Annotated in this window: 17 protein-coding genes; 6 read left to right on the top strand and 11 right to left on the bottom strand. The window is 63.5% G+C overall.

Going from position 1 to position 20,731, the window contains the following annotated elements:
* The first annotated feature begins 13 nt into the window (after positions 1-13).
* Positions 14-559, top strand: a complete 546-nt coding sequence (locus C7I87_RS13730) for a DUF924 family protein (RefSeq protein ID WP_149904916.1) — start codon at positions 14-16, stop codon at positions 557-559.
* A gap of 112 nt (positions 560-671) precedes the next feature.
* On the opposite strand, the gene folK is transcribed toward C7I87_RS13730, so the two are convergent.
* Genes folK through folP form a run of 3 tightly spaced genes read right to left on the bottom strand, consistent with a single transcriptional unit; the run spans position 672 to position 2,379 of the window.
* The gene (gene folK, locus C7I87_RS13725; RefSeq protein WP_149904728.1) at positions 672-1,184 is read right to left on the bottom strand and encodes a 2-amino-4-hydroxy-6-hydroxymethyldihydropteridine diphosphokinase; all 513 of its coding nucleotides are present in this window, start codon (positions 1,182-1,184) and stop codon (positions 672-674) included.
* Positions 1,168-1,527: a dihydroneopterin aldolase gene (gene folB, locus C7I87_RS13720; RefSeq protein WP_023773903.1), complete on the bottom strand. Its 360-nt coding sequence runs from the start codon at positions 1,525-1,527 to the stop codon at positions 1,168-1,170. Before folB ends, folK begins: the two co-directional genes overlap by 17 nt.
* Positions 1,528-1,530: 3 nt before the next feature.
* A complete protein-coding gene (folP, locus tag C7I87_RS13715) occupies positions 1,531-2,379 on the bottom strand; it encodes a dihydropteroate synthase (protein ID WP_149904727.1) in 849 nt (282 codons plus the stop codon).
* A 114-nt stretch (positions 2,380-2,493) separates the two neighbouring features.
* On the opposite strand from folP, the gene C7I87_RS13710 reads away from it, so the two are divergent.
* Positions 2,494-3,117 carry a DUF922 domain-containing Zn-dependent protease gene (locus C7I87_RS13710; protein ID WP_188393836.1) on the top strand — a complete coding sequence of 208 codons (624 nt, stop codon included), beginning with the start codon at positions 2,494-2,496 and terminating at the stop codon, positions 3,115-3,117.
* Between the two features lie 222 nt (positions 3,118-3,339).
* A complete protein-coding gene (locus C7I87_RS13705) occupies positions 3,340-4,824 on the top strand; it encodes an MDR family MFS transporter (protein ID WP_149904726.1) in 1,485 nt (494 codons plus the stop codon).
* A gap of 101 nt (positions 4,825-4,925) precedes the next feature.
* On the opposite strand, the gene C7I87_RS13700 is transcribed toward C7I87_RS13705, so the two are convergent.
* The 3 genes from C7I87_RS13700 to C7I87_RS13690 form a co-directional block, all read right to left on the bottom strand.
* Positions 4,926-5,957: an NAD(P)/FAD-dependent oxidoreductase gene (locus C7I87_RS13700; RefSeq protein WP_149904725.1), complete on the bottom strand. Its 1,032-nt coding sequence runs from the start codon at positions 5,955-5,957 to the stop codon at positions 4,926-4,928.
* A gap of 89 nt (positions 5,958-6,046) precedes the next feature.
* Positions 6,047-6,367, bottom strand: coding sequence for a 2Fe-2S iron-sulfur cluster-binding protein (locus C7I87_RS13695; RefSeq protein WP_149904724.1), 321 nt, complete (start codon positions 6,365-6,367; stop codon positions 6,047-6,049).
* A 145-nt stretch (positions 6,368-6,512) separates the two neighbouring features.
* A complete protein-coding gene (locus tag C7I87_RS13690) occupies positions 6,513-6,881 on the bottom strand; it encodes an Hpt domain-containing protein (RefSeq protein WP_149904723.1) in 369 nt (122 codons plus the stop codon).
* Positions 6,882-7,155: 274 nt separating this feature from the next.
* Here C7I87_RS13690 and C7I87_RS13685 point away from each other — a divergent pair, with 274 nt between their 5' ends.
* Together C7I87_RS13685 and C7I87_RS13680 are read left to right on the top strand one after the other, a co-directional pair.
* A complete protein-coding gene (locus tag C7I87_RS13685; RefSeq protein ID WP_149904722.1) occupies positions 7,156-13,551 on the top strand; it encodes a kinesin in 6,396 nt (2,131 codons plus the stop codon).
* A 129-nt stretch (positions 13,552-13,680) separates the two neighbouring features.
* Complete coding sequence (locus C7I87_RS13680; protein ID WP_149904721.1) at positions 13,681-14,295, top strand: 3'-5' exonuclease; 615 nt, start codon at positions 13,681-13,683, stop codon at positions 14,293-14,295.
* 39 nt (positions 14,296-14,334) lie between these two features.
* Here the strand turns inward: C7I87_RS13680 and C7I87_RS13675 are convergent, their stop codons facing one another.
* From C7I87_RS13675 to C7I87_RS13660, 4 genes are read right to left on the bottom strand one after another with little or no spacing between them, the layout of a single operon-like run.
* A complete protein-coding gene (locus C7I87_RS13675; RefSeq protein ID WP_149904720.1) occupies positions 14,335-14,985 on the bottom strand; it encodes an ABC-type transport auxiliary lipoprotein family protein in 651 nt (216 codons plus the stop codon).
* Between the two features lie 37 nt (positions 14,986-15,022).
* Positions 15,023-16,396 carry an MlaD family protein gene (locus tag C7I87_RS13670; protein ID WP_149904719.1) on the bottom strand — a complete coding sequence of 458 codons (1,374 nt, stop codon included), beginning with the start codon at positions 16,394-16,396 and terminating at the stop codon, positions 15,023-15,025.
* A gap of 14 nt (positions 16,397-16,410) precedes the next feature.
* Entirely contained in the window at positions 16,411-17,220 is an 810-nt protein-coding gene (locus tag C7I87_RS13665; protein WP_149904718.1) for an ABC transporter ATP-binding protein, read from the bottom strand.
* Between the two features lie 4 nt (positions 17,221-17,224).
* Positions 17,225-18,412, bottom strand: coding sequence for an ABC transporter permease (locus C7I87_RS13660; RefSeq protein WP_149904717.1), 1,188 nt, complete (start codon positions 18,410-18,412; stop codon positions 17,225-17,227).
* Positions 18,413-18,489: 77 nt separating this feature from the next.
* Here C7I87_RS13660 and dgcA point away from each other — a divergent pair, with 77 nt between their 5' ends.
* Complete coding sequence (gene dgcA / locus C7I87_RS13655) at positions 18,490-19,473, top strand: N-acetyl-D-Glu racemase DgcA (RefSeq protein WP_149904716.1); 984 nt, start codon at positions 18,490-18,492, stop codon at positions 19,471-19,473.
* On the opposite strand, the gene C7I87_RS13650 is transcribed toward dgcA, so the two are convergent.
* Positions 19,444-20,658: an MFS transporter gene (locus C7I87_RS13650; RefSeq protein WP_149904715.1), complete on the bottom strand. Its 1,215-nt coding sequence runs from the start codon at positions 20,656-20,658 to the stop codon at positions 19,444-19,446. The two genes, dgcA and C7I87_RS13650, sit on opposite strands and share 30 nt — an antisense overlap.
* Between the last annotated feature and the right edge of the window lie 73 nt (positions 20,659-20,731).

Here is a 20,731-nt window from a genome sequence, read left to right as displayed (position 1 = left end):
GAGAGAATCAGCAATGGAACTGGACAGCAGAGCCCTGTCGGTCACCAAATTCTGGCGCGACGCCGGCGAGGACGCCTGGTTCGAGAAGAACGACGCTTTCGATGCTGATTTCCGCGACCGCTTCCTCGACCTCCATTACGCCGCCGCGCGGCGCGAGTGCGACGACTGGTCAGCACATGCCGACGGCTCGCTGGCGCTGATGATCCTGCTCGACCAGTTTCCGCGCAATTGCTTTCGCGGCACCGGCCATATGTTTGCGACCGACCCGCTGGCAAAGCATTTTGCGCAAAAAGCAGTGGCTGCCGGCCATGATATCGTGCTCGAGCCAGAGGTCCGCGTGTTCCTTTATCTGCCGTTCGAACATTCGGAAAACCTCGCCGACCAGGACCGGTCGGTTGAGCTTCACACCGCCAGGGCCGAGTTCAACTTGAAATACGCGCTGGAGCATCGTGACATCATCCAGCGCTTCGGCCGTTTCCCGCACCGCAACAGAATGCTTGGCCGCGAGACGACGGCTGAGGAAAATGCGTTCCTGGATGAGGGTGGTTTCTCCGGCTGATATCGCCTGTCTACAGCATGTCGCGGCGAATGGGATTCGCCCGACCTGCTGTAAGCTTCTGATTTATGCATGTCGTTATCCCGGAACCGAGGACACTTCCGGGCGACATGCTTTAGGCCAGCCACCAGTCGCGGCCGGATGGCAGCCGTTCGATGCCGGCCGCATCGACCGAGCCCAGGCGATCGGCAACGCGTTTGCCGGCGACGGTAAGGTCCGGCGCGATCTCGGCCAGCGGCGCCAGCACGAAGGCGCGCTCCAGCATGCGCGGGTGCGGCACTTCCAGCCCCGTTTCATGGATGATGCGGTCGCCAAACACCAGGATGTCGATGTCGATCAGGCGCGGCCCCCATCTCTCCTCGCGTACTCGTTTGAGCTTTCTCTCGGCATCGAGGCAGAGGTCGAGCAATGCCCGCGGCGACAGCCGCGTCGACAACCCGGCGGCCGCGTTGAGGAAATCCGGCTGGTCGAGCTTGCCCCAGGGGGGCGTCCGGTAGAGCGAGGAAACGGCGGCCACGTCAGTACCGGGATCTGCATCGAGCAGGCGCAACGCAGCCCCCATCGACTTCGCCGGATCGCCGAGATTGCCGCCGAGGCTCAGATAGACGGTGTTATTCGGGCCAGACAACGGTCACCTCGACGTAATCGAGCACGCCAGGCACCGGCGCATTCGGCTTGCGAACGGTGACCTCGGCTTTGCGGATCTGCGGAAAGCGCCCGGTGAGAGCCTTTGCGACTTCCAGGGCCAAGGCCTCGATCAGGAAGCGCCTGTGTCCGGTGATGATCTCCTCGATGACGGTGAAGGCAACGCCGTAATTGACCGTTTCCCCGATAGCGTCATCGACGAGCGCACGTCCGGGCTCGACGGTAAGCGAGGCATCGACATAGAAGCGCTGCCCCAGCGCTTCTTCCTCGTCCAGCACGCCGTGCCGGGCAAAGAAGGCGCAATTCTTCATGCGGATGACATACATCGCTCAGCGTTCCGATCCGGTTTCCCGCGCCAGCATAGCATCCGCCACCGCCAGCGCGTCCACGTTGATTGCGACATCATGGACGCGAAACAGATGCGCGCCCTTGAGCCTGAGAATAACGCTCGTCGCCGCCGTCCCGGCGGCTCTGTCGGCGGCGTCGCGGCCGGTGACGGTGCCGATGAAGCGTTTTCGCGACGTGCCGGCCATCAGCGGGAAGCCGAGTGCACCAAGCTCGGAAAACCGCGCCATCAGGTCGAGGTTTTCCTCCGCGGTCTCCTTGGCGAAGCCAAAGCCGGGGTCGAGCACGATGTGGTCGTCGGCGACACCCTGCCCGCGGGCGATCTCCAGCGACTTTCCCAGGAATGCCAGCTGGTCGGCGATCACGTCGGGCAGCTTTTCGCGATCCCGGCCGGTATGCATGATGACAAGCCCGGCGCCGGTTTCGGCCGCCACCCGCGCAATGCCGGGCTCGCGTTGCAGACCCCAGACATCATTGACGATGTGTGCGCCGGCGGCCACCGCGAGCCGCGCGGTCTCCGCACGATAGGTGTCGACCGAGATCAGCACATCGCCGGCACGCGCCAGCGCCTGGATGACCGGTAGGATACGGGCCTGCTCCTCGCTGGCCGAGGTCGCCGCCGCGCCGGGCCGGGTCGATTCTCCGCCGACATCGATGATCGCGGCGCCTTCCCCGATCATGCGGCGCGCCTGGACCAGCGCGGTCTCGGGAGCATCAAACAGGCCGCCATCAGAGAAGCTGTCGGGCGTAACATTGAGGATGCCGACTACCACGGCCTTGCCGCCAAGCTCGAGATGACGCCCATGCGCCAGCTGCCATCGCCTCGCCGTCATTGCGCATCAACCATGGGCTCATCAACTAAAGGGGCATCAACGATGTGTGATGCTCATCGGATCAGTTCCGTTCCGCCGGCAAAGGCCCTAAAGCATGGTGACCGAAGAGGCAACATGATGAAACGATCCCTGCTCTGCGCACTGTTGCTTACCGTTGCCGCCGTTCCGGCGGATGCGGCCAATCTGGTGAAGACATACAGCTATTTCGCCATCGGCGGCAGCACGCTCGAGGATATCGAGCAGCAACTCACCGAACACGGGCCGCGGGTAAAAACCACGGGGTCGCGCCACCCTGGCGCCACCCAGATGGCCTTCACGACGCGCATCAGCTACTCCAGCCAGCCCGGCTCCTGCCGGATCACGGACGCGATCGTCACCGTCAAGGTCAAGGTGATCCTCCCCAAATGGCGCCGTCCGCGCAACGCCGATGCCGACGTGCGGCTGTTCTGGGATACATTGTCCGCCGACATCAAGCGCCATGAAGACCGCCATGTCGAGATTGCCAAGAACCACGGCCGTGCACTGGAAGACGCACTGAAGGCAAGCTATCCACAGAAGGATTGCGACACGGCAAAGGCAAAGGCCGCCGAGATAACGGCCGCTGAGCTCGCCAGACACAATCAGGACCAGTTGCGGTTTGACCGTGTCGAAAGCGTCAATTTCGAAAGCCGCATCCTGCGGCTGATGCGCTACCGGATGGAACGCTTCGAGAGTGGCCAATTGCCGCCGCCGACTTGAATTTCCTCGCCGGCTCCGTTCGCGTGGGTGCAAGCCAACAGGGCGGAAGCGTAGTGCCAGCTTCGAATTTTTTTCGAGCACCGGTCGAAATCGGCCTATACGGAACGACATATCCAGGGTTGCCACGGGCACAAACTGGAAGCACGAGCATCACGATCGATCGCGCCGCGGATGCACCAGACAGACCCGATGCGGCAGCGCAAAGCGCATGGACGAGAAATTATGGATCAGGCTGTCGACAAGCAGCAGGCCGTGGCGGCAGCGAGCGCGCCGCTGACCGAAAGCGAAAAGAACGTCATCATCGGCGGCGTCCTTCTGTCGATGCTGCTGGCGGCCCTCGACCAGACCATCGTCGCGCCCGCCATGCCGACCATCGGGCGCTCGCTCGGCCATGCCGAATACTTGCCATGGATCGTTACCGGCTACCTCTTGACCGCAACCGCCGTGGCACCGCTCTACGGCAAGATTTCCGACGTCTACGGGCGGCGGCCGACCGTCTATGCGGCAATCCTCATCTTCCTCGCGGGATCGCTGGTCAGCGCACTGGCCCCCAACATGTTCGTCCTTATCCTGGGGCGCGCGATCCAGGGGGCCGGTGGCGGCGGCCTTTTCGCGCTGACGCAGACCGTGGTCGGAGACCTTGTCCCGCCGCGCGAGCGGGCGCGCTATGCGGCGTGGTTTTCCGGCACCTGGGCCGTCGCCAGCGTCGCCGGACCGCTGCTGGGCGGCACCTTCGCTGAACATCTGCACTGGTCACTCATCTTCTGGATCAATATCCCGCTGGGCTTTGTTGCGATGGCGATCATCAACAAGCCGCTCAAGAAGCTGCCGATCGCGGCCAAGAACCACAGCATCGATGGTCTTGGGGCATTGCTGCTCATCGTGGCCACGGCACTGCTGCTGCTGGCGCTGAACTGGGGCGGCAGCGCCTACCCGTGGTTGTCGCCGGAAGTCGTTGGCGTCCTGGCCGGCTCCGCGCTTTTCTGGGTCGCCTTTGCCCTGCGGCTGATGCGGGCGGCCGAACCGCTCATTTCGCTCGAGGTGCTGGGCAACCCGATCGTCCTGGGCGGCACGCTGTCGATGTTCCTGCTCCAGGCCTCCAGCGTCGGCCTCGCCGTCTATCTGCCCGTCTATCTGCAATCGATACTTGGCCTGACGGCCAGCGAGTCGGGCATTGCAATGCTTGGCCTTCTGCTTGGAACCGTGGGCGGCGCCGCCTCCAGCGGCCGCCTGATACCGCGCTTCACCCACTACAAGCGCATCGCCATGGTCGGCGTCATCTTCGCCATCCTGTGCATGGGCCTGCTGGCCTTCGTCGCCGGCCATGCATCGCTGCTTGTCGTCGAAGTCCTGACCATCTGTATCGGGCTGGGAACCGGGACGACATTTCCAGTAACCACCGTGTCCGTTCAGAACGCCGTCGACCGCATGCATCTTGGCGTCGCGACGGGGGTGCTTACCTTTCTGCGTTCGCTGGGCAGTGCATTGGGGGTCGCGATGCTCGGCGCCGTCGCCCTGGGCTTTGGGTTGCCACTGGCCGGCGAAGGCGTTCAGATGGCCGGACATGTCGCATCGGCCGAACCCTTCGTGATGATCTTTCTCGTCGCGGCCGGCACTCTGGTGCTGGGCCTCATCACGCTGACGCTGATGCCCGAGAAAGAACTTCGAGGCCACGTCGACGATCCGGCGCCGATCCTGGCGGAGTAACCAGAGCAATGCAGGAAAAGTGTGTAACGGTTTTCCGTCCGGAATTGCGTAAAAACTAAGAGCTGGAACGGTTCGGCGATTCTATCAAACGCTGGACCGCTCTAGCCTGAAACGCCGAGCTTCTTCTGCAGGCTGGTGGACGAAGTCGTATACTGGAACACGATGCGTTCGCCGGGGCTGACGACGCGCTTGGCGGCTTGCGCCATCAGCGCCACCTCGTGGAAGCCCGACAGGATCAGCTTCAGCTTGCCCGGATACCAGTTGATGTCGCCCACGGCGAAAATGCCGGGCACCGAGGTCTGGAATTTCTCGGTATCGACCGGGATCAGGTTCTCGTGGAGATTGAGCCCCCATTCCGCGATCGGGCCGAGCTTCATGGTCAGTCCGAAGAACGGCAGCATGCGGGTACAAGGCACCTCGATGTCGCCATCCGGGCCGCCCTTGATGGTGGCCGATTCCAGCTGGCCATCGGCCCCGGTGAGCCCGGTCACCTGGCCGACCCTGAATTCCAGCTGCTTCATCTCCTGCATGGCGTACATCTTGTTGACGCTGTCGGGTGCCGCGCGAAACTCTGGCCGCCGATGAACGAGCGTCACGCTCTTTGCCACCGGCTGCAGGTTCAGCGTCCAGTCCAGCGCCGAGTCGCCGCCGCCGACGATGACCAGGTCGTGGCCGCGAAAATCCTCCATCCGGCGAACCGAATAAAAGACGCTCGTGCTCTCATAGGCTTCGATGCCGGGAATTGGCGGGCGCTTCGGCTGGAATGAGCCGCCGCCAGCGGCGATCACCACCACTTTGGCCTCGAACACCTCGTTCTCGTCCGTGGTCACGCGAAAGCCGCCGTCGTCCAACTTTTCGAGACTGGAGACCATGCGGTTGTAGGTAAAGTCGGGCTTGAACGGCGCAACCTGCTCAAGCAGCTTGTCGACGAGCCCTTGCGCCGAAATCGAAGGCCAGCCGGGAATGTCGTAGATCGGCTTTTCCGGATAGAGTTCCGCGCATTGGCCGCCGGGCTTGTCGAGAATGTCGATCAGGTGGCACTTCAGGTCCAGCAGGCCGAGCTCGAACACGGCGAACAGGCCGACCGGTCCTGCCCCGACAATGAGGACGTCTGTGCTGGTGATGCCGGTCATGATGCGCCTCGCTGCGAAAGTCCCGGCGACACTGCATGACCATTGCCCCGCTGCCAAGCGTCAGCGGGAAAAATCGCCGGTGCTGGCTGTCAGCCCTGACGCTCGGGCACCCGCACGATCAGGCCGTCGAGCGCGTAGCGTACCTTGATCTGGCAGGACAGGCGCGAGTTCGGCTGGACCTCATAGGCGAAGTCCAGCATGTCTTCTTCCATCGCTTCGGGCTCGCCGACTTCGGCCGTCCATGCCTCATCGACATAGACGTGGCAGGTCGCGCAGGCGCAGGCGCCACCGCACTCCGCCTCGATGCCCGGCACGGCGTTGCGGATGGCGTTTTCCATGACCGTCGAGCCGTTTTCGGCATCCACGTCGAATTGTGTGCCGTCATGGGCGATGAAGGTCAGTTTGGTCATTTGTCACCTGAAGGGAGCTTCGCCCGGGACGAAAGAGAGTTTCGCCCGAGACGAAAGGGAGTTTCGCCCGAGATAATCACTCCGGCAAACAAGTCAACTGCCGCGCGAAAGCGGCGCTCCGTGACGTTTTTGTCGCAAACCGGACTCAGCGATTGATGGCGGCGATGAAGTCGCGTACCTCGTCGATCAGCCTGCCGAGCCGCTTGAGCGTCTGGACGTCCTCCGGCCGGCGCTCGATGTCGGTGGCACACTCGGCGATGGCGAAGGCGCCCACGCCGCGGGCCGACCCTTTCAAGCCATGAGCCAGCAAAAGCCGGTCCTTGATGTCGGCATCGACTATTTTGTCGCGCACCGACAATGCCTGCTGTACAAACAGCGCCAGGACCTCCTGCTCGAGGGCGCGGTCGCCCATCGTTTGCCGGGCAAGGTGTGCCAAATCGACCGGCCGGGACTGCCTCGTTCCCGATACGTCGCCCCCGGGCATTGAAAAGGCAATGCCGCTTTCGCCACGCATGAACTCGAACTCCATTTTCTTCGGCCGCCTGAAAAACTAGGCGAATCCAGTGGACAACGGGTTAATGAATGGCCGGGAAAAATGTTGCGAAAACGGCGCCCAAATCACGCTTCCGTTAACCTTATATTTAAAGTTTTACGTATCCCGCGGAATGCATGTTTTCTTTACCCCCCTGTGTCATTACGATACGAGGGTCCATTTTCAGCCTCCTGCGCGGGGGTAAGACAACCAGAATTATAAGCCCCCGCGGCAGCTAGTACAGGGTAGCGAAGGCATGGCGAAGAAACCAACGACGACCAGAAATCTCGACAGCGACGTAGCCAGGGAACTCGAAAAAGCGCTCGATCTCGACCTGAGCGGCGATGCCGACAGCGGCGACCTCGATATCGCGGCTTCGATGGAAGATCTGGAAGCCCAGATATCGCAGGCCGCCGACGAGCTGGCACGCGAGGGACGCAATCAGCAGCCGGCAGCGGCGCCCGTCGTCAATCAGGCTCAGGCCGCGATGCCCGCGCCAAAGGCCAAGCCGGCCGAGCTTCGCCCGGTGGAGACGCGCAACGGCGGCCAGCCCGCTGGCTTCGCGCCAGCCAACGACGATCGTCAGAAAGATTACAAAACCCTTCTGCACAGCCTGAACAGGCGCGCCTCCAACACCATCTACTGGGTCATCGCCTTTGTCTCGCTCGCCTGGATCGCGGGCGCCGGCGGACTGGCCAACCTGCTTTTTGGACCGAGCATCTGGCGGATACGCACGCTGGACCAGTTCTTTGCCCGCCCCGAACTGATCGGCCTCGGCGTCGCAGCAATCGTGCCCGTCATCCTGTTCTGGGCCTTCGCAGCGATGATTCGCCGCGCCCAGGACATGCGCATCGCCGCGCAATCGATGACGGAAGTGGCCTTCCGCCTGACCGAGCCGGAAAACATGGCTCAGGATCGCGTCATGATGATCGGCCAGGCCGTCCGTCGCGAGGTGGCTGCCATGGGGGAAGGCATCGAACGCACCCTTGCCCGTGCCGTCGAGCTGGAAACGCTGGTCCACAGTGAGGTCAACCAGATCGAGCGCTCCTATTCGGAAAACGAAACCCGGATCAGGTCGCTGGTCGACGGACTGGGCAGCGAACGCGAAGCGGTGGTCACCCATGCCGAACGCGTCCGCGCCTCGATCTCGGGCGCGCACGAGACGTTGCGCGATGAAATCGGCGCGGCAAGCGACATCATCCGCGACAGCATCCTCAATGCGTCGACCAAACTGTCGATGACGATCACCAATTCCGGCGACACGCTGATCGACCGCATCAACGAAAGCTCGATGTCGATCTTCGATTCGGTGGAAGGCCGTCTCGACAACATCACCGACCGGCTTTCGACCTCCGGCGAGGCTTTCGCCAGTCTGCTCGACACCCGTATCGCCAAGCTGACGGACACCACGGACGGCTTGACCCGCTCGTTGACCGACCTCCTCGACGACCGCACCACCGGCATGGTGTCGCTGCTCGGCGGTGCCGCGCGCACCCTCAATTCCGAGTTCGAGGCCAGCCTCAACGGCATCGAGCGCACCTTGGCCGAACGTGGCCAGGCGCTGATCAGCGAATTCCAGACCCGCGCCGAAGCGCTGGATACCGGCACGCAGAAGCTCAATGCGGCGCTTGAGGCCCGTGCTCGCCAGATCAACGAAACGCTGGTCGAGCGTGCGCGTGAAATCGCCCACACCTTCGCCGAGAGCAAGGACACGCTGTCGGCCATGATCGATCAGGGCAAGACCCAGATCGGCGCCGACATGGCCGATATCGTCACCTCGACCTCTTCCATGCTCGAAGCGCGCGCCAGCGATTTCGCCGGCCGTATGGAGGCAGCCCGCCACGTCGTGTCGCGTTCCTTCGACGCCGACATCCAGCGGCTTGCCGATGCCCGCGTCGGCATCGAGGAAGCCGTCGAAAACCACAGCCGCAAGCTCTCCGAGAGCCGCGAGCGCATGGCTGCCGCCATGGAGGCGGACCTGGCGAAATTCGCCGAGGGCCGCGCCGGCATCGATGCGGCGGTGACCAACCAGGTGCAGAAGCTGGCCGAAGGCCGCGGCCTGATAGCGCGTGCGCTCGAAGAAGACCTGCGCAAGGTCAACGAATCGCGGGCCGCCATCGATGCGTCGCTCGGCAGCCACCTCGAAAGGCTGGAAGAAGGCCGTAACCGGCTCTCACTGGCTCTCAACGAAGACTCCGGAAAGTTGGTTCAAGCTCGTACGATCATTGATGAAATGGTCGCTGGACATGTTGGGAAACTGGCTGAGGGCCGCAACATTCTTTCGCGTGCCCTGGAGGCCGATCTCGGCAAATTGTCCGACAGCCGCGCCGACATCGACGGCCTTGTCGCCGGCCAGGTCGAGAAAATCGCCGAGGGTCGCGCGGTGCTTGCCAAGGCGCTGGAAAACGACATTGCCGGTATCAAGAACCTCATCGAGGCGCATTCGGCGAAACTGGCCGAAGACCGCACGCAGCTCGGCCGTTCGCTCGAAAGCGACCTGTCGGGCATACGCGGCCTGATCGACAGCCATTCCGGACGACTGGCAGAAGACCGCAGCCTGCTGTCGCAGACTCTCGAAGCCGACCTCGCCAAGCTGGCTGAAAGCCGCTCCAGCATCGACGGGCTGGTCGCCGGCCAGGTAGAGAAGCTGGCCGAGGGCCGCGACATCCTCAAGCGTGCGCTGGAATCCGACCTCAACACCATCAAGAACGTCATATCGAGCCAGTCGGACAAACTGGCCGAGGATCGCGGACAGCTCTCGCGCGTCCTGGAAGCCGATCTGCAGAATGTGAACAGCGTCATCGCCGACCACATGAACCGGCTGGTTCAGGATCGCTCGACCTTGTCGAAAGCGCTGGAGGACGATCTCGCCAAGCTGGCCGAAAGCCGCTCCAGCATCGACGGGCTGGTCGCCGGCCAGGTCGAGAAGTTGGCCGAAGGTCGCGACATCCTGCGCCGCGCATTGGAGGCCGACCTCAACACGGTCAGAAACACCGTTACCGACCAGTCCCAGAAACTGGTCGACGACCGTGCCCAGTTCGCCCGCGCGCTGGAGGCCGATCTCGAAACCGTCAACAGCCTTGTCAGCAGCCACTCGGACCGGCTTGTCCAGGAGCGTTCGACACTGTCGAAGGCGCTGGAAGCCGACCTCGAGGCTGTCGGCAGCCACGTCAACAGCCACACCGAGCGGCTTGCACAGGATCGTTCGACCTTGTCGAGAGCTCTTGAGGCCGACCTGCTGACCGTTAGCGGCCACGTCAACAATCACGCGGAACGGCTTGTCCAGGAGCGTTCCACCTTGTCGAGGGCGCTGGAGGACGATCTCGCCAAGCTGGCCGAGAGCCGCTCCAGCATCGACGGTCTGGTCGCCGGTCAGGTTGAGAAGCTCGCCGAGGGCCGCGATGTCCTCAAGCGCGCGCTGGAGGCCGACCTTGCCAAGCTGGCCGAGAGCCGCTCAAGCATCGATGGTCTGGTCGCTGGCCAGGTCGAAAAGCTCGCCGAGGGCCGCGACATTCTCAAGCGCGCCCTCGAAGCCGACCTGCAGAGGCTGTCCGAAAGCCGCGGCGATATCGACGATATCATCGCCGGACATGTCGGCAAGTTGTCCGAAGGCCGCAATATGCTCAGCCGCGCGCTGGAAGATGATCTCGGCAAGCTCGCCGAGAGCCGCAGGGACGTTGATCGCTCGCTGTCCGGCCACATCGACCAGATCGCGGCCAGGAGCACGGACATTTCCGCCGCGATCGCTGCCGATGTCGACAAGATCGAGCAGGCGTTCAGCCGCCAGACCGGCATCATTGAGGAACGCGCCGGCACCATGGAGCGCGCGCTGTCGACTGGTGTCGACAACATCCGCGGCGTGCTCGAGAAGAGCGCTGTCTTCGTCGCCGGCGCCTTGCGCGAAAAGGTGCTGGAAGTCACCAGCACGCTGCACGAGCAGGCCGGTGCCGCCTTCAGCGACGCCGATCGCAAGATTGCCGAGCGCGCCGAACAGACGTCCGCCGCGCTGCTGGCACGGGCCGAAGACATTGCCCGCACCTTCGAGGAGGCCGATCGTCGCCTCCACGCACGTGCGGAAGATACGTCGAACGCCTTGCTCGCCCGCGCCGACGACACCTCCAGCTCGCTGCTGGCCCGCGCCCATGAAACCGCCGATCAGCTCGCCGCTCGCGCTGGCGAGATCGCCGGCGCCTTCGACATGGCCGACCAGAAGCTCGCCGCCCGCGCACAAGCAACCACTGACCAACTGGCCGCCCGGGCTCAGGAGGCCGCCGATCAGCTGGCCGCCCGCGCAAGCGAGATTGCCGGCACGTTCGACGCGGCCGACCAGAAGCTGGTCGCCCGTGCCGTGGAAACAGCCCAGTCGCTAGCCGCCCGCGCCGGCGACATCCTGCGCAACTTCGAAAGCGCCGACCAGCGGCTCGGCATGCGTATCGGCGAATCCGCCGAGGCCCTCGCCGCCCGCGCGTCGGACCTCGGCCGCATCTTCGACGCCGCCGACCAGCATTTGGTCTCGCGCATCGCCGAGGGTTCGGACGCGCTGTCCAGCCGGGCGTCCGAAATCGCCCGCATCTTCGACGACGCCGACCAGCGCCTGGTTTCGCGCATCGCCGACAGCACCTCGACGATCGACGAGCATGCGCAGACCATTGTCGGCGCCTTCGCAAACACCGAGCAGAGGGTCGCCGATCGCGCGCGCCAGACCGGCCAGGACCTGGCCGTGCATGCCCGCGAAATCGAGCAGGCGCTTGCCGGCGCCGACGAGCGTCTCGCGTCGAGCGCGGCGGCCGCTGCCGCCCGTGTCGAAGAGCAGATCGCCGGCGTCGAAAACCGGCTTGCCTACACTGCCGAGACGATGGGCCAGAGGATCAACGAGCAGGTGTCGACCGCCGAGGCGCAACTCATATCGCGCGCCAACGTGATCGCGGAGACCTTCACCGCGGTTGGCCAGCATATCGGCCAGAGCACCAACGACGCAGCCAAGACGATCGGCGCCAACACCCGCGAACTCAACACCATGCTGGCGGCACGGTCCGCCGAGATGTCGAAGATCCTCGACGAAACCGCGCGGCCCTTGGTCGAGCGCTTCGCCCAGGGCGGCTCGGAACTGCAAAGGAGCATGGAAGAGGTCACCGAACGTGCGACCGAGAAGCTGCGCAGCGAAAATGCGACCCTGGTCAACGCGCTGGCCAGCCGCACCGCCGAGACCTTGTCGGCGGTCGAAGGCGCCCGTTCGTCGCTGTCCGACAGCGTCGCCGATCTCATCGGCCGTATGACCAAGTCCAGCTCGCAGCTCGGTCAGTTGATCGAGCAGGCCGCGGTCAACCTCGGCGAGGTCGACCAACGTCTGACCGGCAGCACGCAAAGCTTCGCGGCGACCACCGAAAAGGCGGCGCAGACCTTTGCCAGCTCGGCGCGTCTGGTCGATTCGAACACGACAAGGCTGACGGAACTGTCGTCGTCGACCTTGCGTGAAGTCGCCTCGATCGCCACCAAGTTCGACGAACACAGCCGCCTGCTCGCCGGCGCTTCGGACCTCCTGAGTTCGGCCCAGAGCAACCTCGAACACACGCTGGAAAGACAGTCGTCGCTCGAGGATCTCGCCGTTGGCCTGGTCAAGAAGTCGGAAGATCTCGAAAGGGTCATGCGTTCTTTCGAGAACCTCGTCGGCCAGACACTGCAGAACGCCGAAGGCAAGACGCTGGAATCGGCCGACAAGATCCGCAACGCCATTACCGATGTCGTCGAGTCGGCAACCAAGCGCTTCGCCGATGCGACCGAGGAAATGCGGCGCACCGCGGGTTCGATCAAGAGCGAACTCGACCTGACCCGCGCCGAACTCAAGAAAGGCGTCATCGAGATGCCGGAAGAGGCAAAGGAATCGACCTCGGCCATCCGCCGCGCCGTTTCCGAGCAGATCAACGCCTTGAAGGAGCTTTCGGACATCGTTGCGAAGTCCGGTCGTGGCGGCGACTCCTTGGAACCACGCCCCTTGCGCCCGGCGCCGCAGGCCCCGGCGGCACGCGCCGCCGAGCCGCCGCGTCGTGCCCCGGCACCGCAGCAGCCGGATCTGCGCCCGCCGCAGGCACCGCTGGGCGGCGCGGGACTGCGCGGCACGCTCGATCTTGAGCGTCCGGCAGAGGCAGCACCGCGCCAGCGTGCCGCCGACGCCACTGCCCGCGCGCCGCAAGGCGGCTGGGTGCGTGATCTGCTGACCGCTGCGTCTAACGATGCCGACCTCAGGCCGGCGGCCCCCCAGGCGCCTGCGGAAGCACCGCGCGCGGCCCCTGCCCAGCGTTCGCCGCTGCATGTCGTGGAATCGCTGAACTCGCTGTCCGTCGATATCGCGCGGGCCATCGACCACGATGCCTCGATCGAGCTGTGGAACCGCTACCGGCGTGGCGAGCGTGACGTGTTCACGCGCAGGCTCTACACGCTGAAGGGCCAGCAGACGTTCGACGAAATCCGCCGCAAGTACCAGGCGGAGGCCGAATTCCGCGCCGCCGTCGACCGCTATTGCGACGATTTCGAGAAGCTGCTCAAGGATGTCTCGCGCAACGACCGCGACAACATCATGGCGCAGACTTATCTCACGTCGGACACCGGCAAGGTCTACACCATGCTGGCCCATGCCAGCGGCCGCCTGCACTAAGCGGTCGACACGCCAAGAACGAAAAAAGGCGGGGGACTTATCTCCCGCCTTTTTTCTTGAAGGACTGATGTCGCTACCCGGAAGACGCATTCGGGTTTTATCTCGTTTTCCGGAACCGGATCCTGAGTTGTGAAGACGGCAATCATCTTCGACTGCGAGTTTCTCTGCCTTGAGGGCTCACAACGCAGATTCTGGTGCGCGGCCCATGACCCCGATCCGGTCATCGCCCAAATCGGCGCGGCAAGGCTCGGCCTCGAAGGCGACTTCCCTGTGCTGGGCACGCACAAGGCCTACATCAGGCCGATCGACCGATTTGGCGAGAGATACGCGCTCGATCCGTTCTTCACCAGGCTGACCGGAACCACCGAAGAAATCATCGAGGCCGAGGGCGTCGAGTTGGAAGAAGCTCTTGCGGGCGTCGATCGGTTTTCCGATGGAGTTCGGTTCTGGTCCTGGGGCAAGGACGAACTGAACATGATCGCCATCAGTTGCTATGTCGCGGGCATCAAGCCTTCCATCCCAGCCAGCCGGTTCGACAACGCCGTCAAGTTGCTGATCGCGGCCGGTATGCCGATCGAGGACCTGGCAAGGACGCCGAGCAACAAGCTTGCGGCTTACTACGGCATCGAACACCCGCCATTGCGGGGGCATGACGCGCTCGACGATGCGCTGTCCCTGACTTACACCCTGCAGCACCTGATGAAGACTGGAAAGCTACGGCCGGACGTCTTCGACTGTCTGTAGCCTGAAAGGAGTTTAGTGAAACCCCTGCGCGCCTGACGCTCAGATCACCGAATCGGTCCAGCGAACGATCTGCTTGGCAGCATCGCCGAAGGCCGCGTCGAGCGCGCCGACATAGGCCGGGTTGCCGCTGCCCGATACGGGTGCCGATGCTGTGAAGCTCTTGGAAGCCTTCACCTCGCCGTTGCGGTCGTTGAGCAAGCGCACGAACAGCTCGACCTCGGCATGTTCGCCGCCATTGACGCGCACTTCGAAGGACCGGACCTCGACGATCACCTGGTAGTCGATCGCCAGCCCCTCGCCCGGCTTGCCGACGCCGGCAAAGCTACCCGAGCGCTGGAACGTCTCGGCCAACCGCGCCTGCACGACCAGCGGCAGGCGGTCGGCCCATTGCGCGCCCTTCAGATATTGGATCGAGCGGTCGGAGGGTTTGATGACGATGTTCTGGCTGTCCAGCGCCTTCAGCGCGGAAGGCTGGGCGATCAGGATTTGCTTGCGGCTATGGCCATGCGCGTCGACCGATGGCGCCGACAGTTCGAACGTGTCGAGCGGTGTCGGCTTGCCGCCCAGCACCGCACAACCGGCAACCGTCAGGACAAGCAGCGCCGCGGCTGATTTCAACCCGCCCGTTCCAAGCCTACTCAAAGTCACGCGTGATCCCCGTTGTCCCCGGATCGTAAGATCAACCCGCATTCGCGAGCACTGTTCTTGCGGCGGGCCGGCGCCGAAGTCAACGCCGCGCCCTGCCGTCGAACTGCCGAACCTCGCCTTCGCCACCCGAAAGGATGCGCTGCGGATTGCGGCTGAGATCCGTCACCGCCTCCTCGATGCGGTTGATCGAGCGGCGGCTGTCCTGCACCAGCGCCTCGACATTCTGCAACCCCTGACCGGAGAAGCGCGCCAGATTGTCGGTGATGACTCCAAGACGGGCATTCAGCGTATCGGCGACCTGCTTGAACGATTTAAGCGTATCCCTTGCATCGGCCATCACGCCGTCGGCCTGACCCGAGCCGAGCAGCTTGTCGACCTTGGCGAGGATACCGTCGACCCGCACCGAAGCGTCGTTGAGCCGTTGCGCCAGTTGCCTGGCGTCCTTGATTGTCTGGTCGATGTCGTCGGCCCGATTGGCGATCTTGCCGGTCACCTCCGCGATATCGGCAGCCGCCTTGTTGGCACTGTCGCTGGCCTTCTGGATGTTGGCCAGCGCTTGGCGCACCTGCGCCGGGTCGATGCCGTCGAGCACGCCGTCGACCTTGGCTAGCGTGCCTTGCGTCTGCTTGGCGAAGTCGTTGACCGACCCCACCGCCGTATCGACGTTCTTGATCACACCGTCGAGCTGCCGTGAGGTTTCCTTGAGGTTCCCCGTCACCGTATCGACATTGGCAACGATGCTCTTGATCTTGTCCTTGTCGACGGCATTGAGCAGGCCCTCCGCAGCCTTCAACGTGCCGTCGAGTTTTCCTGAAACGCCTTTCAGCTCATCGGACAGCGCGCTGACGGCGGACAGGAACTTGTCGATACCGTCGGAATTCCTGGCCAGTGCATCGGAAAACGTCTGAACATTGTGCACGGTCTGCGTCAGCGGTCCGCGCACATCCTTGGTGAAGCCTTCCAACTCCGTCAGCACCTTGTCGGCGCGGGTGAAGATGTTCTGGGCCGTCTGCAACAAATTGGTTACGGCCGAAGGATTGGCGACGATCTCGGCGACCTTGCCTTCCTTTTCGGCCTGGTCGAGCAGCTTCACTTCCTTGGGGTCGGCGCCCTTGAGTTCGATGTTGGCCTGGCCGGTGAGGCCGGCAAGGCCGATATCGGCCTGTGTCGACTTGGTGATCGGCGTCATCCGGTCGACCTCGGTGTCGGCGATGGCGACGGTCGGATTGTCGACGTCGATATAGACGCGCTTGACGTCTCCGACCTTGACGCCGTTGAACAGCACGAAACTGCCGCGGCCTAGACCGGACGCCGAGCCTGGAATGCGCACCCGCAGCAGCGTCGTCTCGCCCCTGTCGCCGATCGCGGCCGTCCAATAGACGAAGCCGAAAGCCGCGAGGATCGCAACCAGCGTGAAAATGCCGACAATGACGTAGTTGGCTCTGGTTTCCATTGCTTCACTTATGGCTATGCACGCGCCGCAAGATCAAGTTGCCGGGCGCGTTTTCCGCGGAAATAGGATTTCACCCAGGGTTCCTCGCTCTTCAGCATGTCGTCGATAGTGCCTTCGACCAGCACCTTTTTCTTACCGAGCACCGCAACGTGGTCGCAGGCGGTGAATAGCGTGTCGAGGTCGTGCGTGACCATGTAGACGGTGAGATCCATGGTGTCGCGCAGCTTGACGACGAGTTCGTCGAACTCGGCCGCGCTGATCGGATCGAGACCGGACGTCGGCTCGTCGAGAAAGACGATGTCTGGATCGAGCGCCAGAGCGCGCGCAAGTGCGGCACGCTTGATCATGCCGCCGGAGAGTTCGGAGGGGAATTTCTGCGCCGCGTCCGGCGGCAGCCCGACCAGCTCGATCTTGAGCAGTGCCAGTTCGTCCATCAGCTTCCTCGGCAAGTCGAGATATTCGCGCATCGGCACCTGCACGTTCTCCAGCACGGTCAGCGCCGAAAACAGTGCACCGTGCTGGAACAGCACGCCAAGACGCATGTCGATGCGCAGCCGCTCCATATCGCTTGCCTTGTCGACGTCGACGCCGAATAGTTTGATCGCTCCCGACTGCTTGGGCATCAACCCGAGAATGGTGCGCAGCAGCACGGACTTGCCGGCGCCCGAGGCACCGACGAACCCCAATATCTCGCCGCGCTTGATGTCGAGCGACAGTTTGTCGAGTATCAGCTTGTCGTCGATGGCAACGGTGACGTCGCGCACCGAAAGCACGATCTCGCCCTCGTCCTGCACCTCAGTCGTGACTCCGTTGCCCTTTGCCATGTTGTTAGAACCGGATCGCTGCATAGAACATGGCGAAAAGCCCATCGAGGATGATGACGACGAAGATCGATTTCACCACCGAAGCGGTCACGTGCTGGCCGAGCGATTCGGCACTGCCGCCGACCTTCATGCCCTCGACGGAGGCGATCGTGCCGATGATCATGGCCATGAACGGCGCCTTGATCAGGCCGGCGAAAATCGTGCTGAGATCGATTGCGACACGCAACCGGTCGATGAATGCAGCGGGTGGGATATCGGAATAAAGCCAAGCGGCGACAATGCCGCCGCCGAGTGCGGCGAAATTGGCGATGATCGTCAGGCACGGCAAGGCGATCACCAGCGCCACAAGGCGCGGAAAGACCAGGACGCCGATCGGGTTGAGGCCGATGACCTTGAGCGCATCGACCTCCTCGCGCATCTTCATGGAACCGATTTCGGCGGTGATCGCGCTACCGGAGCGGCCGGCGATCATGATTGCCGTCATCAGCACGCCGAGTTCGCGCAGGATCAGCACGCCGACGAGGTCGACGACGAAGATGTCGGCGCCGAAATAGCTGAGCTGATAGGCGCCTTGCTGGGCGACGATGGCGCCGACGATCGCCGACATCAGCACCACCACGGGGATCGCGCCGACGCCCATGCGATCGATCTGGTTGAAGATCGCCGCCGGATTTACGGCATGGCCGCGGCCGAGCTTCATCTGCGCGCCGCGGATTGTGGCGCCCAATATGTTCATCGAGGAGAGGAAATCGTCGCGCATCTCGTAGACGCGCCGGCCAACCGCCTCCAGCGCCCGGATGACAATATTGGGCGGCCGCGCAGGCCCGGATTCGGGTTCGCGCCGGACGGCCTCGCTAACCGCGTCGAGCAGGATGGAAGCGATCTCGCTTTGGCCTTGCAGCCTTACCTCGACATTCTTCTTCTCGAAGACGCTGACCAGCCGATCGATCAGCCAGGCGCCGGCGGTATCGATTTTTTCGATTTTCGAAAGATCGAGCGCCAAGGTCTTGAAACCGCTTCGTTTCTCGATTTTGCGCATGTCCGCGTCGATCAGCGCCACGGTCCGTGTCGTCCAGATACCAGAGAACGCGCAGCCGAGGACGCCATCCTCCTCGCCGACCGCCACACGCGGGTCATGGTCAGCCCCCGAGGCGGTCGTGCCGCTTGCGTCGCGTTTGCCGATGGTCAACATGGCGTCCTGTTTAGCCTGATGGGTCCGACCTTGTCGATTTGCCGACAACCCTTCTCGCATAGCCGGAGCAGAAAAATATGGCGCGTGTCATTTCGGTCGAGGCCGAGCGTTTTCCGATCGCCGGGATCTTCACCATTTCACGCGGCTCCAAGACCGAGGCCGAGGTCATCACCTGCACGATCAGCCAGGGTGGTCATAGCGGGCGCGGCGAATGCGTTCCCTACAAGCGCTATGGCGAGACCATGGACGGTGTCCGTGACGCGATCCAGGCGATGAGCGACCGGGTCTCCGGCGGAATGGACCGCATCACCCTGCTCGACGCAATGCCTGCCGGGGCAGCGCGTAACGCCATAGACTGTGCCCTCTGGGACCTCGAAGCCAAGATCAGTGGCAATCCGGTTGCAGACGCAATCTGGCCAGCCCCGTTGCATCGGCTCGAGACCGCCTACACGCTCTCGCTCGGCGAACCCGAGGCGATGGCGGCGCAGGCCCGCGCCAACGCCGGCAGGCCGCTGCTCAAGGTCAAGATCGGCGGCGACAACGATATCGCCCGCATCCGGGCGGTGAGACAGGCCGCGCCCGAGAGCCGATTGATCCTCGATGCCAATGAAGGCTGGACCGACGACAACATTGTTGCGAACTTCGCCTCTGCCGCCGAACAGGGCATCGCGCTGATCGAGCAGCCGTTGCCGGCGGGCCGGGACGGCATCCTGCGCCACATCGCGCATCCGATGCCGATCTGCGCCGACGAGAGCGTTCATGAAGCAAGCAACCTCGAAGCGCTTGTCGGTCTCTACGACGCCGTCAACATCAAGCTCGACAAGTCCGGCGGGTTGACGGCGGCGCTCACCTTGCGCGCCCTCGCCCGTGAACTGGGTTTTGGCGTCATGGTCGGCTGCATGGTCGGCACGTCGCTGGCAATGGCGCCGGCAATACTGCTCGCGCAAGGAGCCGACTTCGTCGACCTCGACGGCCCGCTGCTGCTTGCCCGGGATCGTGTGCCGGGCCTCGTTTACGAGGGATCGCTCGTCTCACCCCCGGAGCGCGCGCTGTGGGGCTGACCGGGCAGCCAGCCCGATCAGCATAAGGCCAACGATCGCAATCGGGATCATCGCCAGGAAGCCATCGGCGCCAAGGCGGTCGTAGAGCGGACCGGACACAAGCGTGACGGCAGCCATGAAAAAGCCGTTGAAGAAATAGGCGATGCCTTGCGCGGCGCCCGTGCGCTCTTCGGAAACGGTCTCGGCGATCATCTTCTGCAGGCCGATCAGCACCATTGCGACGGACACCGAATGCAGCGACTGCACGGCGAAGAAACCGCCGACGCCAAGGCCGAGCGGCCACACCAGCGGAAAGGCGATCCAACGCACGATCGAACCGATGCCGGCAATGAGCATGACCCGGACGACGGGTACGGAGGCGAATATGCGATTGAAAAACAGGAACATGCAGACCTCGGACACCACCCCCCACGCCCATAGCAGTCCGACGAGGGAATCGCTGATGCCGATCGATTTCCAATAGATCGAGACGAAACCGTAAAGGAAGGCATGGCTGGCGGTGATGATGCCGACGCCAAGCGTGAAATAGAGGAAATAGGCGTTGAACAGGCCCGGCGCCGCGTGCTGGATTTCTGCCGCCGACAGCGGCGAGGCCTTGCGCGGCCGTCCCAGGCGCGGCGCCATCAAGCCTGCGGCGAGTGCCGCGCCAAGGGCAAGGAATATGATCACCGGAACGGCTCGAGGGCCGCTGGCCGCCAGGATGAAGCCGCCCGCGACATTGGCCAGGAGATAGCAGATCGACCCCCATTTGCGCATGCTCGCATAATTGGACCCGAAGCGGCGCACGCCCGAAAGCGCCAGCGAATCGGCGATCGGCGATTGCGGCGTCCAGACAATGGTCAGCAGCAACGAAACCGCCAGCACCGTCGCGTAGGTCGGTGTCAGGAAGTATCCCGCGGAGAGCAGCAGCGAGGCCGCGACGAGAACGACATAGACATCGGCGCGGTCCCTGGCTCGATCGGCAAGTGTCGTCAGCAGCGGCGTCGTCACCACGCGCAGGAACATCGGCGCCGCCAGGATGACGGCGATCTGTTCGGCGTGAAATCCCTTGGCCTGCAGCCAAAGCGGGAAATAGGGCAAATGGGTGCCAAGCGATATGAACAACGTGCCGAAGATCAGGCTCATGCGCAGTTCAAAACGGCTCGGTTTCACGAGTTGTTCGGGCGAAAGCGGCGGCAGCGGCATGAATCGATCCAATGACGCTGCGCTCAACGACCGGCGAGCAGCGCAAACCGATCCTTAACATGAGGAAAAAGCG

Source organism: Mesorhizobium sp. SARCC-RB16n, from assembly GCF_008520305.1.
In the GTDB taxonomy this organism is placed as follows: Bacteria; Pseudomonadota; Alphaproteobacteria; order Rhizobiales; family Rhizobiaceae; genus Mesorhizobium.
This window is presented reverse-complemented; position numbering and strand designations above follow the sequence as displayed.

Excerpts from the sequence above, each read along its gene's own strand:
- C7I87_RS13730 (WP_149904916.1), top strand. The coding sequence starts at position 14 with ATGGAACTGGACAGCAGAGCCCTGTCGGTCACCAAATTCTGGCGCGAC.
- folB (WP_023773903.1), bottom strand. The coding sequence starts at position 1,527 with ATGTATGTCATCCGCATGAAGAATTGCGCCTTCTTTGCCCGGCACGGC.
- folP (WP_149904727.1), bottom strand. The coding sequence starts at position 2,379 with ATGACGGCGAGGCGATGGCAGCTGGCGCATGGGCGTCATCTCGAGCTT.
- C7I87_RS13710 (WP_188393836.1), top strand. The coding sequence starts at position 2,494 with ATGATGAAACGATCCCTGCTCTGCGCACTGTTGCTTACCGTTGCCGCC.
- C7I87_RS13705 (WP_149904726.1), top strand. The coding sequence starts at position 3,340 with ATGGATCAGGCTGTCGACAAGCAGCAGGCCGTGGCGGCAGCGAGCGCG.
- C7I87_RS13700 (WP_149904725.1), bottom strand. The coding sequence starts at position 5,957 with ATGACCGGCATCACCAGCACAGACGTCCTCATTGTCGGGGCAGGACCG.
- C7I87_RS13695 (WP_149904724.1), bottom strand. The coding sequence starts at position 6,367 with ATGACCAAACTGACCTTCATCGCCCATGACGGCACACAATTCGACGTG.
- C7I87_RS13690 (WP_149904723.1), bottom strand. The coding sequence starts at position 6,881 with ATGCGTGGCGAAAGCGGCATTGCCTTTTCAATGCCCGGGGGCGACGTA.
- C7I87_RS13685 (WP_149904722.1), top strand. The coding sequence starts at position 7,156 with ATGGCGAAGAAACCAACGACGACCAGAAATCTCGACAGCGACGTAGCC.
- C7I87_RS13675 (WP_149904720.1), bottom strand. The coding sequence starts at position 14,985 with ATGCGGGTTGATCTTACGATCCGGGGACAACGGGGATCACGCGTGACT.
- C7I87_RS13670 (WP_149904719.1), bottom strand. The coding sequence starts at position 16,396 with ATGGAAACCAGAGCCAACTACGTCATTGTCGGCATTTTCACGCTGGTT.
- C7I87_RS13665 (WP_149904718.1), bottom strand. The coding sequence starts at position 17,220 with ATGGCAAAGGGCAACGGAGTCACGACTGAGGTGCAGGACGAGGGCGAG.
- C7I87_RS13660 (WP_149904717.1), bottom strand. The coding sequence starts at position 18,412 with ATGTTGACCATCGGCAAACGCGACGCAAGCGGCACGACCGCCTCGGGG.
- dgcA (WP_149904716.1), top strand. The coding sequence starts at position 18,490 with ATGGCGCGTGTCATTTCGGTCGAGGCCGAGCGTTTTCCGATCGCCGGG.
- C7I87_RS13650 (WP_149904715.1), bottom strand. The coding sequence starts at position 20,658 with ATGCCGCTGCCGCCGCTTTCGCCCGAACAACTCGTGAAACCGAGCCGT.